At 38.5% G+C, this 13,745-nt stretch carries 11 protein-coding genes; 3 read left to right on the top strand and 8 right to left on the bottom strand.

Translation table 11 applies throughout. The features are described from left to right. Positions 1-39 precede the first annotated feature (39 nt). Positions 40-1,056 carry an AI-2E family transporter gene (locus HLV59_RS04920; protein WP_016146068.1) on the top strand — a complete coding sequence of 339 codons (1,017 nt, stop codon included), beginning with the start codon at positions 40-42 and terminating at the stop codon, positions 1,054-1,056. A 56-nt stretch (positions 1,057-1,112) separates the two neighbouring features. Here the strand turns inward: HLV59_RS04920 and rapA are convergent, their stop codons facing one another. The 6 genes from rapA to HLV59_RS04890 all read right to left on the bottom strand — a co-directional run bounded on the left by rapA (position 1,113) and on the right by HLV59_RS04890 (position 8,087). Further along, entirely contained in the window at positions 1,113-3,950 is a 2,838-nt protein-coding gene (gene rapA / locus HLV59_RS04915; RefSeq protein ID WP_081173077.1) for an RNA polymerase-associated protein RapA, read from the bottom strand. Positions 3,951-4,095: 145 nt separating this feature from the next. Further along, positions 4,096-4,734: an RluA family pseudouridine synthase gene (locus HLV59_RS04910; protein WP_005307342.1), complete on the bottom strand. Its 639-nt coding sequence runs from the start codon at positions 4,732-4,734 to the stop codon at positions 4,096-4,098. 132 nt (positions 4,735-4,866) lie between these two features. Next, on the bottom strand, positions 4,867-5,571 hold the full coding sequence (locus tag HLV59_RS04905) for a phosphopantetheine-binding protein (protein WP_171429442.1): 705 nt from the start codon (positions 5,569-5,571) through the stop codon (positions 4,867-4,869). A gap of 64 nt (positions 5,572-5,635) precedes the next feature. Continuing rightward, entirely contained in the window at positions 5,636-6,934 is a 1,299-nt protein-coding gene (gene hemL / locus HLV59_RS04900; RefSeq protein WP_031949015.1) for a glutamate-1-semialdehyde 2,1-aminomutase, read from the bottom strand. Between the two features lie 42 nt (positions 6,935-6,976). Then, positions 6,977-7,588 carry a thiamine phosphate synthase gene (gene thiE / locus HLV59_RS04895; protein ID WP_171429441.1) on the bottom strand — a complete coding sequence of 204 codons (612 nt, stop codon included), beginning with the start codon at positions 7,586-7,588 and terminating at the stop codon, positions 6,977-6,979. Between the two features lie 115 nt (positions 7,589-7,703). Continuing rightward, entirely contained in the window at positions 7,704-8,087 is a 384-nt protein-coding gene (locus HLV59_RS04890) for a DUF962 domain-containing protein (protein ID WP_171429440.1), read from the bottom strand. 165 nt (positions 8,088-8,252) lie between these two features. Here HLV59_RS04890 and HLV59_RS18825 point away from each other — a divergent pair, with 165 nt between their 5' ends. Beyond that, positions 8,253-9,716, top strand: coding sequence for a CHAD domain-containing protein (locus tag HLV59_RS18825; RefSeq protein ID WP_171429439.1), 1,464 nt, complete (start codon positions 8,253-8,255; stop codon positions 9,714-9,716). Between the two features lie 34 nt (positions 9,717-9,750). Here HLV59_RS18825 and HLV59_RS04880 read toward each other — a convergent pair whose 3' ends face one another. Continuing rightward, positions 9,751-10,383: a hypothetical protein gene (locus HLV59_RS04880; RefSeq protein WP_016140335.1), complete on the bottom strand. Its 633-nt coding sequence runs from the start codon at positions 10,381-10,383 to the stop codon at positions 9,751-9,753. 107 nt (positions 10,384-10,490) lie between these two features. Between HLV59_RS04880 and HLV59_RS04875 the strand changes: the two genes are divergently transcribed. Beyond that, complete coding sequence (locus tag HLV59_RS04875) at positions 10,491-10,874, top strand: DUF3144 domain-containing protein (RefSeq protein ID WP_002118682.1); 384 nt, start codon at positions 10,491-10,493, stop codon at positions 10,872-10,874. 61 nt (positions 10,875-10,935) lie between these two features. Here the strand turns inward: HLV59_RS04875 and HLV59_RS04870 are convergent, their stop codons facing one another. Then, positions 10,936-13,698, bottom strand: a complete 2,763-nt coding sequence (locus tag HLV59_RS04870; protein WP_081173067.1) for a M16 family metallopeptidase — start codon at positions 13,696-13,698, stop codon at positions 10,936-10,938. Positions 13,699-13,745: the final 47 nt, after the last annotated feature.

The raw sequence follows: 13,745 nt of genomic DNA, 5'->3' as shown, positions 1-13,745 counted from the left end.
GCTCTTTCTCCTATATTCCCAACGATCTCAGGGATCCACATGCAAAATTTGAATAATCGTCAAAGTCTGATTGCAAGCTACATTCTTATGGGCATCTTTTTGCTTTCGGTTATCCCATTACATCTATTAGCAAGTTTTTTTGCAGGCTTTCTCATTTATGAAATTATTATTAGCTTAAGTTCGGTGGTAGAACGTTATATTGACGGCCAAAGAGCTCGTATTTTTATTAGTATTTTACTTAGTATTGTTACCATTTCGCTTCTTGGTTTTTTCATTACGAGCCTGATTAGTTTTGTTGTATATGATCTAAAAGGTGTCGGATTACATAGTATTAATAGCAAAGTTGACCAAACACTCCTACATTTACAAGCAGAGATCGGAAAATATCTTCCGGGTTATATTCCTGATAGCGTGACAGATCTAAAAGACGAAATCTTTGCTTTCATGAAAGATAACGTGACCACATTAAAAAATACCAGTTCCGATATCTTGCATAACTTCGTAACTATGGTCATGGGTTTAATTATTGGTATTTTAGTCGCGATACATGGTTTTCACCGCCGTACGCCTCAACCTGTTTTTAAGTCCCTACTTATCCAACGTATTCAAAAATTATCAATTTCATTTAAGAATGTGGTTTTTGCACAAATAAAAATTTCAGCAATTAATACTCTACTCTTTATTTTATTCGCCTTTATTTTATTACCGCTTTGGGGAACTCACCTTCCATTTGCCAAAACACTTACTATTTTGACCTTTATGTTTGGGCTTATTCCAATTTTAGGTAATCTAATTTCAAATACTTTAACGTTTATTGCCGCTCTTACAATTTCTCTAGGACTCGCAAGCGTTGCATTACTTTATCTCGTTATGGTTCATAAACTTGAATATTTTATTAATGCTAAAATTATTGGGCATAAAATCAATGCAAGTGCGTGGGAGATTTTATTGGCAATGTTAATCTGTGAGTCAATTTTTGGCTTAGGTGGTTTAATCGCAGCTCCAATTTTCTATGCATATTTAAAATTAGAACTAAAAGATGCTGGTCTTATCTAATTTAAAATCGATGTATAAAAAAAGCGCCTTATTGGCGCTTTTTTTATTTGAGTTGATTATGGCTTAACCACAACTAATACTTGAATTGCTTCTGGTGTAACAGTTAAACCATCAAGCAAGCCGAGCCCTTCTTTTTGCAGTTTTTGTAAACGGTCAATTTCATCTTGGCGAATACTTGGGTTGAACTGTTTTAAGTAAGTTAAACGGTCAATTTCATATTGCCATTTATTACCATAGTGTTCTTTTGCTTGCTGTTGAAGCTGAGGTAAATCAACTTTCGCAATCTCTAACGCTTGTTTATAGCGCTGCTCAATGATATCACGACGAGCCTTAACCACCTGACGACAGCTATTGCCATCTAAGTGATGTAAATACGGTTTCAAGATTGTCGGATCAATTTTTTCAGACAAATCTTGACCATTTTCACTTAACAATACACGAATAAGCTGCTTAGGTAAGCTCGATGGTAAATTCAGTGACTTCGGTGCAACAACATCTACTTTGAACCAGACTTCAATTAATACCGAACCCTGCTTTAACGCATTCGATTTGAGCACAGCAACATTGGTACTACCAAATGATTGTGTACGGATCATTTCCATAACACTTTCAATAAATGGATGCTCTAAAGTTAAATATTGAGCATCTTCACGAAGCTGAGCTTGATCGCGATAGAAGGTTGCTGTCATCCCCTCTTCGTCTAAAGCTAAACCTTGCACTTGCATTTGGTCAGTCGGTTTAATAATCACCGTACCATTACTTTGCTCATCAAAGTCGATATTGGTTGATGACATGAAACGCTTCACAAACATTGGTAGTGTTGTATTGTCATCATAGTCTTCAAGTGCCTGAACAATTTCTTGTGCCACAATAGGACGACATGAATTATATTCAAGTAAACGATCTCGACCAGCTTGAAGTTCAGCTTCCAAAGCTTGACGTTGAACATTTACTTCTTCAAGCAAATCTTCAAATGTTTGACCTTGGTCTGCAAGTAAACAGTCTTTTAATTCAACAATAAAGTTCTCTTGTAGCGTTTGCGCTGTTGGAGAAATATTGCTGAAAATATTAAGTGCTTCGTTATACCAACGGAACATACGTTCTTGAGCTGTTCCCACAAGATATGGCACATGAATCTGAATACGGTTTTCTTGACCGATACGGTCTAGACGCCCAATACGCTGCTCTAAAACATCTGGGTTAGCTGGTAAATCAAATAAAATTAGATCACTAGCGAATTGGAAATTACGGCCTTCCGAACCAATTTCCGAACACAGTAGAATCTGTGCGCCATAGCTTTCCTCAGCAAAATAAGCAGCAGCTTGGTCACGTTCAAGTAAGCTCATGCCTTCATGGAACATTGCCGTACGAATACCTGCATGTAAGCGCAACACATTTTCTAAAGACTCAACCACTGGTCCGCTACGCGCGATTAAAAGCACTTTTTTATGCTTAAGATCTTTACGTAAAACTTCCATTAACCATGGCACACGTGGATCATTTTGCATCCATGAACCATCAATTTGCGCTTCTTCAGGCCACATCTGCTCACGCAGTTTGCCATCTTTTGACCAATCTTCTGGTGCTGGTAACGGTGCTGGTTGACAATCACGACCTGGGAAGCCCTGAATCGCTTCACGTGTATTACGGAATAAAATACGTCCAGTTCCGTGACGGTCTAATAATTCGTGAATTGCTCTAAAGCGTTGTTCAGGCTGGTCTTCAATACTGTGACCTAATAAACCTTCTAAAGCTGATAAATGCTCTGGCGTTAAAGCTTGATCCGACATGAGCACTTCAGCAATTTTTGCAGTCTGCTGGTACTGAGTTTCTTCATCTAAGAAACGCTCTAAACTACTAAAACGTTGTGGATCAAGTAAACGTAAGCGAGCGAAATGGCTTTCTACGCCTAATTGTTCAGGTGTTGCAGTGAGTAATAATACTCCTGCCGTATTTTCAGCTAACTCTTCAATTAAATCGTAGCGATCATTACCGCCTTCTTCTTCGCTCCACATCAAATGATGTGCTTCATCAACCACAAGCAAATCAAAACCAGCTTCTATGGCTTGCTCACGCAAATCATCATGGTCAACCATTAAGTCAACACTGGCAATAATGCATTGCTCAGTCAAGAACGGGTTAAGCTCTGGATCATGTTCTTTAATAGATGCTGTACGCGTTAAATCAAATAGAGAGAATTGCAAGTTAAAACGGCGACGCATTTCAATCATCCACTGATACTGAAGAGAATCAGGGACTAAAATAAGAATTCGTTCTGAACGTCCTGTTTTAAGCTGTTGGTGGATAATTAAACCAGCTTCAATTGTTTTACCTAAACCTACTTCATCGGCAAGTAAAACACGAGGTGCAAAACGTTTACCAACTTCATGTGCGATATAAAGCTGATGAGGGATCAAGCCAACGCGTGCACCGACCATACCACGTAGAGGGCTATTCTGCATTTGCGCTTGCATCAACATCGCTTCAATACGCAGGTCATACCACTCTTTATAATCAACTTGACTTGCAAGTAAACGATCTAAAGGTTTTGACAACTGAATTTGCGCACCAATACGCGTTTCATTTAACGCTTTACGCTCTTGCTCACCACTTTCTAAAGTACGAACGACGTTGTAACGTAAAACACCATGACGATCTTCAATCGACTCAACGATCCACTTCTGACCTTCTTGATCTTGAACTTCATCATTCGTATTGAAGATGATACGAGATAGTGGAGCATTATTACGTGCATAGACACGTGTCTCATCACTTTTGGGGAATAAAATGCTGACAGATCTTTCATCTACATCAATAAGAACACCTAAACCGAGCTCAGTTTCTGTGTCTGATAGCCAACGTTGACCAATAGCATACTGCTGCAATTTTTCCACCTTTCTCTCAAGTTCGCACTACATATTGTACGATGCAAATTAGCTTATTTTTGCATCTTTTTATGTAGTCTTTAAAGCAAAATTTTGAAGCAAAAAACAATTAAATCGCTTTGCTACAAAAAATTACTCATCAAAAGTTTTTACATTAAAACGGTACAGGACAGTCAAAAGTTAATGTTTCTGCTGTGACAGGATGATTAAAACTTAACTGTTTGGCATGCAAACATAAACGCGGAACAAGTTGCTGCTCCGGTGTTGCATACAGCGTGTCACCTACAATTGGATGTCCAAGATATTGCATGTGTACACGGAGTTGATGGGATCGACCCGTAATTGGTGTTAATTTCACACGAGTTACAGGCTGTCCCTGAATTTGAAAATGTTCTATTGCCTGCCAATGTGTTAAAGCAGGTTTGTTGTGAGAAGCGTCGACAATATGTAAAGGCGGTCGACTTGGGTCATAGATGACAGGAATATCTACAGTCCCTTCACCCTCTAAATGACCTGCGACAAGCGCTTCATATATTTTTGAAGTCTGACGATCTTGAAATTGACGTGCAATTGCACTTTGACCGCGCTTCGATAAACCAAATACTAAAATACCTGAAGTATCTCGGTCTAGACGATGAATGAGCAAGGTTTTAGGTTCAATCGCAACCAACCTTGTCAAAACGCTATCATGTAAATCACCCTTACCAGGAACACTCAAAATGTCCGAAGGTTTATGAATCACCATAAAATCATCATCACGATAGATCAGATGTTCACTTAGAAAATCACTCAAAGTTGTATTCCCAAGGTAAGATGAAAAACAAGCGGGCAATAATAAAAAGCTTACGTCCGAATTACAATGCCGTTCGGGTAAATTAACAGCAGAATTTGCAAATATTATGGATCACTTGAGGTGTATCGTCAGTCAAGACTTCAATAACTGCATAATATGCTGCAATGTCGGTGCTTGCATTAACTCTTCTGCACTTAAGCTTGCACCATTTGCACGCCATAGATCGACCAGATAATTCACAGCAGACTGATCTAGTCCGTAGTTTCTTAAATCAATTTCAGGATGGATCTCCATAGGATGTCGCCCCACCTGTTCAGCAATTGCCAATAAAATTCCTTTATCTGACAAGATATAGGAAGATGGCGCACTTAAAGACCATAAGCGTATTAAAGTCTTTGTGTTTACATGTTGAATGGAGTCAAAACTGATCTTTTCAACCCATTGGATATGCTGCTCTAAGCTACTCGCCAAGATTGCATCATTTACAATACTGACCTGATCTGTAATTGATAAAACAAGCTGCATGACTTGTTTAAACAGAGGCGACAAATCACCTGCCATCATAACTTGGGCTTTAGTATTTGATGACAAACGCTGACCAAGCTCCAACATGGTTTGTTGAAGTTGAGATGTCTCAATAAAAATAACTGGAATCTCGAGTGATTGAGCACGCTTACTCAACAGCTCCAAATGGTTTGCCAATGGTTGCTCAGACCAATCTAGTCGTGCTTTAAGCTCATCTAACCCAACCAATAACAATATACTTTGCGTAGACTCAATTGACCAATTTGAAGTACTTGTAGCTAACTGGATTTTTCGAGGTAAGGGATAAAACATTGTTCTCTACAAATATAAAAAAATAGCTCAAATTAAAAAGCCCGTTTAACACGGGCTTTTTTGCTTACTTCATTTCAGCGAATGTTTCTTTTGCAGCTTGAATCGTAAATTCGATATCTTCATCTGAATGAGCAGATGAAATAAAGCCCGCTTCAAATGCTGAAGGTGCTAAGTTGACTCCACGTTTTAACATACCATGGAAGAACTTTTTGAAAGCTTCAATGTCACAGGCCAACATAGAGTCAAAGCTTGTAATATCTTCTTGGTCGGTAAAATATAGACCAAACATTGCGCCAGCTTGTTGAGTCTTAAATGGAATACCCGCTTCATCAGCTGCAGCTTGTAAGCCTGCAAGTAACTTTTCAAGTTGAACAGATAAATTGCTATAAAAGTCTGGTTGGCGTAAATGTTTGAACATCTCGATACCAGCACGCATAGCAAGTGGGTTACCAGATAATGTACCGGCTTGGTATACACCACCTAAAGGTGCGATACATTCCATGATTTCACGTTTACCACCAAACGCACCAACAGGTAGACCTGCACCAATAATTTTACCTAAAGTGGTTAAATCAGGTTTAACGTTATAAACCGATTGCGCACCGCCTAAAGCAACACGGAAACCTGTCATCACTTCATCAATAATGAATACAGATTTATATTCATCACAAATATCACGAATGGCTTGTAAGAAACCGTCAATCGGTTTCACCATATTCATGTTACCTGCTACAGGCTCAATAATAACACCCGCAATTTCATGACCAAATTTAGCAAAGCATTCTTTTAATGCAGCAATATCGTTGTAAGGTAGCGTTAAAGTGTGCTTAGCAAAATCAACAGGCACACCTTTCGAAGTCGGCTCACCCTCACCTAAAGTGAGTAAGCCCGAACCTGCTTTTACTAAAAGTGAGTCTGAGTGGCCGTGGTAACAACCTTCGAACTTCACAATCTTGTCACGGCCAGTATAACCACGTGCTAAACGAATAGCCGTCATGGTCGCTTCTGTACCAGAGTTCGTCATACGTACCAACTCAATTGATGGCATGATTTCACAGATAATATCTGCCAAGGTTGTTTCATGTACGGTTGGCGCACCAAAACTTAAACCATCTTCTGCTGCTGTTTGTACTGCTTTAATAATTTCTGGATGAGCATGGCCCAAAATCATTGGCCCCCAAGAACCAACATAGTCAACATAACGCTTACCATCTACGTCCCATAAATAAGCACCTTTTGCTTTCTCAATGAAAACAGGTGTTCCTCCAACGCCATTAAAGGCACGTACCGGAGAGTTCACACCACCTGGAATGTGTTTGCTGGCTTGTTTAAATAACTGTTCTTGCTTTGGAGATAAACTCATGGAAATGCTCGTCTTAAATATCTAAAAAATAATTTTGAAAGCTTAAGAAAATAATTGTGCCCAGGCCTGTACACGGGCAGGAATTTCAGCAGTTGATCGGCCTAATATATCACTAATGACTGCACACAGGTCAGCCCCGGCCTCAATCACAGGTTGTGAGTTTTCAACAGTTAAGCCACCAATGGCACAAATTGGTACATCATATTGAGCTGCTGCTTGCTTAATCACTTCTATACCTACATTACCCGCTTCAGGTTTTGTAGAAGTCGCATAGACCGCACCAAATGCAATATAGGTTGCGCCATCTGCAATTGCTTTTTGGGCAAGCTCTAAAGAGTTCAGGCAAGTACGACCAATAATGACACCTTCTGGTAATTGCGATTTTGCATCGGTAATTTCACCATCACTTTGTCCCAAATGCACACCTAAACCGAACTGAGCAGCCAGTTTTAAATCATCATTAATCACAAATGGAACCTGATATTTTTCACATAATATTTTGATTTGTTCAACTTCAGCAGGTTGATCTGCTTTGTCTACTTTTTTACGGCGGTACTGTAAAATGGCGACCTGACGAGTTGCGAGCGCGGCATCTAATTTTTCTAATAATAGTTGGATTGGGTCATCATTGGTAATGAGATATAAACCGCGCATACTCTAGTCTCGCTTTAAAAAACTTGGCTAGTATAACGGATTTATAGAACATCATAAGTACCGATTGATATAGGCTTACCAGTACCAATCGGTATATTTAGAATAGATATAAAAATTAACTCGGAATTTTGTCGTGTTTACGATCAACCAAACTCAAACGGCCACGTACAACATCAGACAACATTCGCCAATCAGAAATAAAACTATAAAAAGGCTGTTTAAAACTGGCAGGCTTATTTTTTTCAAACACAAAATGTCCAACCCATGCATTTGCGTAACCCGCGACCAAACCATAGAGCACATATTTGGCTTGTTTCTTACGGACTGCTTTTGAAAAAAAGTATATGCCAATACTGCTACCCACCACATGCAAACGTCTGCTCATGATGTTACGGTGTTCAGTTAAATAAAAACGATAAAATTCCTGATAGTTTTTAATCGGCAATTCAAACTCTGGCTGAGCTTCATGGCTAAAGTTTATTGGTGCATTCACGATCATCTTCCTGATTTTTATTTGATCAAAACGTCACCTAATTGTACACCTAAATAAAAGTATAGCGTCATATGTTTGATTGTAACTTTGTCTATCAAAACCATTACTTTTAGTACTAAGCTATTATACTTATTCAAGATAGTTTAAATACCTGATTCAGGGAGATATATTATGGTCGAAGTCGAGCTAAAGTTTCAGTTACCTGAATCGAAGAAAAAAACTGTCCAGCAATACTTAAAAAAACATAAAGCAAAGAACATTCACTTACAGGCAAAGTATTACGATACTCCTGATCGACTGCTTGCTAAAAATGGCATGGCCCTACGTCTACGTAAAGAAGATGATCAATGGGTACAAACATTTAAAGCCGCAGGTCAAAGCCACCTACACCGTGTTGAAGAAGAAATTCATTTAGGTAAGTGTGAGCAAGAACCTGACTTAAACCTTGAGTTATACAAAGATAATAAAGAGGTAACTGATTTAATTAATACAGCTTTAGGAACACAAGCTGAAAAACTAAGTTTGCAGTTTGAAACTGATGTACAACGTACCTTTCATGTATTTGAAGCAGACGATACGGCTATCGAAGTTTGCTTAGATGATGGTTTGGTAAAAACAGCAGATGCACAAAGTGTAATTTGTGAAGTTGAATTTGAACTCAAACAAGGTGCAGTAAAAACGCTTATTCAATTTGCCCAGCAATGGATTAATCGTTACGCACTTTGGCTTGATGTAAGAAGTAAAGCCGAGCGTGGCAACTTATTAGCACTAGGGCAAGCAGCCTCGCCTGCTGTTCATGCTAAAGCTTTGACATTAAATAAAGATATTACTGCTGAACAGGCTCTCAAAAAGATTGTCGAAAACTGTTTAGAACAATTTTTGCCAAATATGGCTGTAATTGCCGATGGGGTTGCCGAAGCTGAGCATATCCATCAGGCACGTGTAAGTCTACGACGTTTGCGTAGTGCGTTTAAGCATTTTTCAGGCTGGTCAGGCGAGCTAAATCCACTTTGGGAAGAACAAATTGCTGAGCTTTTCCGTAAGCTTGGCGACACTCGTGATGAAGATGCAATTCGTACCGAAGTGTTACCTGTCATTCAACAACACGGTTCACCTGAACTTTTACTACCAGTTTCAGCCCAGCCCTCAAAAGAACTCTCAACAATCTTTACCTCTGCAGACACGATTAAGCTCTTACTCGGGTTACTAGCATTTGCTTATTCAGAAGAAGACTCAAAGAAAAAAACAAGTGGGCTAAAAAAACACATTAAAAAGAGTTTAGATAAGTTACATCATAAAGTAATTAACAATGCTGAACACTTCTCTGAGCTTGAAGTGACTGAACAACACAAAATAAGAAAGCAAGCTAAGCAGTTACGTTATTGTGTTGAGTTTATTTCGAGTCTTTATCCAAATAAAAAGGTACAACAATATTTAAAACAGCTACAACCTGTGCAAAATACGCTTGGGCAATATAACGATTTATTTATCGCAGAAGGTATTTTCAATAAAGCTGTCGAAAATGACTCATCTTTCTGGTTTGCCCTAGGCTGGGTCAAAGCCAAACAGCCTCAATTACAAAAGCGCTCAGCAAAAGCTTTACAAACTTTTAGTGAGGTTGAAACTTTCTGGTAAGTTATAAAAAGTCGCTGTAAACACGCAGCGACTTTTATCGATACTTACCAAATACTTTCCATACGCCGTTATCTGCTAACGGGTCACTATAGCTATCACTGCGCTGCTTTCTTGGTTTATCGCGAGCATCGACCAATTTAAAATGCGGCTCAACCCCTAGCACAATACCATTGGTATAAAAACGCGAACGGGTATATTCACTTTGCCCGTGCTGGAATACATAGGTTCTTAAATCAATGAATTCACGGTGAGCAACCAGAGCCGCTGTATCGTCGCTTTGCAACCATTCTTGCATCGTAAATATCTGGTCTGTTTCAAACTGCCCGCATTTTTCAATAAGACTCGCCACACCACGGAAAGTTTTAGATTCTTTTGCGCGTGTTTTATTAATCCGAATTCGGTCTACATGAAAAAAGAACAGCGGTAAATTTAAATGACTTGGTAAATGAATGGCATCTGGTAATTCATCTTCCATAAATGGCTGAAAAAGCTCTTGTGCCCTTTCAATTAGCCCCTGCCATTGTTGGTAATAATTTTCGACTTCTTTTTGCAAGCCATAATAAATCGGCAATCCTTCGACATGTTCTAAATATTGAGGTGGGAAAACATGCTGGCGTAATAAAGCAATATCTGTTTTTAAACTTTGAATCGCAATTGCATCTTGCATATTAGGCTCTCCTGCCAATACTTAGGCTATTTACAGACTAAGTCAAAGGTTTTGTTTCCGCAAGCGTTTGCCTATAATAAGCAGCTCTATTTTTGCGGGAATAAGTCATGTCTCAAAAGATTAATGCAACAGATATTACTGAAGAAGAAGCGTTAAATGCTGTTTTCTTTGAGCGTGCGGATGAGTTTATTAAACAGGCTAATGATTTTTGTCGCCCGCCAAAAGATAAAAAAGTAGATCCGGCTGAGTTACGTGGTCAAGTGAGTGCTGCAATGTTATTTGCTACTGCCCGCTTTAATACATGGGTAGCTGCAAATAACTTTAAAGATGGTAATGAAATGCGTGATGCGAAAGATCAGGTCATGTCTTACCTTCTTCAACAATTTCAAATGATGCTTGAAGATAACTTCGATGAATATTGTGAACAATTCGAAAATTATTTACGTTTCCGTAAAAATGAAGATTTTCACGCGCATAAACACGATCATTAATATGATTTAAAGACCCAAATAAAAAGCCACGATTCAGTGGCTTTTTATTTGCGACAAGACTTTATTTTTTTGCTGCCTGACCATATTGATCAGCCATTACCTCGACCAAATGCTCAGGTTTAATATATTTCTTAATTACTCTATTAACGTCAGCAACAGTCAATTTAGTTAACTCTTGATCATGACGAATTCGGTCTTGCAAGGTTTTGCCTGTTTCAAGCTGTAGATTTAACATGCCATGAATATTACGCTCATCTTCTAATGCCGTAACTCGTTTCTTCATGATATCTGCTTTAGCAGCTTCAAGCTCTTGCTCAGTCACGCCATTTTTAACCAAGTCATTTAACACTTTATGTATTGAAGCAGACACTTGTGCTGAACGACCCGAATTATAATTTGCACTAATACTCAAAGCCCCTACATTCGTGTCACGGTCAAGTTGCAGTCCACTTCCAAAACCATACACTAGGGCATTTTTCTCACGAAGCTCTTGAGCCAAACGTGATGAAATTTGAGATTCGCCTAAAATATAGTTCATTAAAATAAGAGCAGATGCATCTGGATGGTTTTTCCCAACTGGCAATGAAAGTACGCTCTGGTAACTACCAAATTCACGTTGCTCAGATAAAACATGGACTTTCTGTGCTGGAAAATCAACGTGATCAATCAAGATTTTTTGATATGGCTGCTTACCATTCCAACGACCAAATTCCTGATTCAGTAATTTCTGCATCTTTTTCGCATCAAATTCACCTGTAATGGCAATTTGAGCATGGTTCATTGCAAAGAAACGCTCATATAACTCTTTCACTTGCTCTTGAGTTGCATTTTTCAACTGCTGTTTTGCCAGTTCAGGTTCAAAGTGATAACGCAAATCACCCGGTTGATATTCTTCAAGTAAACGTGAAAGTGTTAAACCAGCTACCACATCTGGCTCGGTATAAGGACGATCAAGGCTTGATAAACTTTGTGATTTAATTAAATCAAATTGAGATTGTTCAAATTTCGGATTTTTCATCACATCAAGAACAAACTTGAAAAACTCATCAAATTTTTCTGATTTCGACTGAATATTAATGGTCATGCCATTGCCGTCAGCACTTGCATAAGCCGCACCACCTGCATCAATTGATTTATCGGCAATATCTTGCAAACTGTATTTATCAGAACCACGAAGCAATAAGTAGGAAGTTAAATCAACTACCGTACCTTTATTAAATAAAGATTTTTCTGTTCCGAAGTCCATGGTAATCGTTGCATAAGTACGATCATCACGTGTTTCAACTGGGAATAGAGCATACTTCATTCCATTTTTTAGTTTCCCGCGGATAATCTTTTTCTCATTGCCTTCAACGTATTGCTTTGAAGTTTTTAAAAACTCAGCGACTTCTTGTTGATATACTTTCGGATCTTTTAAAGGCTCGGCCTTTACTTCTACCTGATCTAGAGTTTTAGGGGTCTCTTTTGAATTTTGCTGTTGAGCTTTTTTCTGGTCTTCAGGCGTTGGTAGAATTTCACCATCAATACGATGCTCAGCCACAAGGAACTGTTTTAAAGTTTGATTTACTTCATCTAGCTTAACTTTTTCTACTGAATCTAAATCTTTAAAATATTGATCCCACTGCCCACCAGCAACGGTGTAATCACTTAAACGTGACCCCAGTGCCACCGCATCTTTCGTGATTAAGTCGCCTTGGGTCTTCATTAAACTTTTAACACGATTTAATTCAACTTCAGTAAATGGCTTCCCTTTTTCAATGCCCGCTAGCAAAGAGCTTTCAACTTTTTTAGGATCATTACTTGGTGAGTAAATCGCGCCTAAAAACACCACATTAAAATCTTGATCTAACCAAGTGCTAGACTCAACATTTGTGGTAATGCCCGTTTCAACCATGTCCTGATATAAATGACCACTTGGCTGCATGGTATATAACAAAGGGGCTAAAGCGAGTGTTGGCTGAATTTTGGTATTTTTACCATTCATATAGATATGGAATTTAGCCAAATCACTGCCCTTTTTCACCATGAACTGACGATTTTTTATTTTTGTAGAGTCAAGCACAGGAATCTGTACAGGCTTTGGAACCTCTCGTGCCGCAATTGGACTAAAATATTGGTCAATTGTTTTTAAGACATCTGTCTTATTAAACTTACCAGAAATCACCATCACTGCATTATTTGGCGCATACCAGCTACGATAGAACTGGTTCAATTCAGGCATCTTAATAGATTTAAGCTCAGGCAAATCGCCAATCGGTAAACGACCTAAATATTGATTACCATAAGCTGACTTCCACATTTGATCCATCAGTACAGCAAAAGGCTGATCCATACGGACTTCACGTTCGCGCTTTACAATTTCAATTTCGGAAGGAACGAATTTTTCTTGAAGAACTAATTTATCCATACGCTCAGATTCAAGATACAACACTTGATCAAGCGCAGTTTTCTCTGGACGAACGATATTGGTATATTTTGTTGAGTAATAATCGGTGCTGGCGTTTGTCATCAATGTATATTGATCTAAACGACGCTGGAATTCTTCCCCTTTAACATTTTGTGTCCCCTTAAAAGCCAAATGCTCAAGCAAATGAGCTAAGCCACTTTTGCCTTGCGGGTCATTTAATGAACCAGTTAAATAAATGGTATTAATAAAGATTTTATTTTCTTTGTCATTCGGTGCAAGCACAATCCGAAAACCATTATCTAATTTATATTCCTCAATATTTTGCTTACTTTTTACTAATGTAGTTTGTGCCCAAGACGCAGCACTTAAACCAAGAATACATAGGGAGAGTGTCAGTTGTTTAAACTGCATAAACATATAAATACCAATTAATTTGAATAATAAAAAATCAATAGTTGTGGGAC

The sequence above is a fragment of the Acinetobacter lactucae genome (genome assembly GCF_013122135.1).
GTDB lineage: Bacteria > Pseudomonadota > Gammaproteobacteria > Pseudomonadales > Moraxellaceae > Acinetobacter > Acinetobacter lactucae.
Note: the sequence above shows the minus strand (reverse complement) of the source record. Positions and strands in the feature narration are given on the sequence as shown.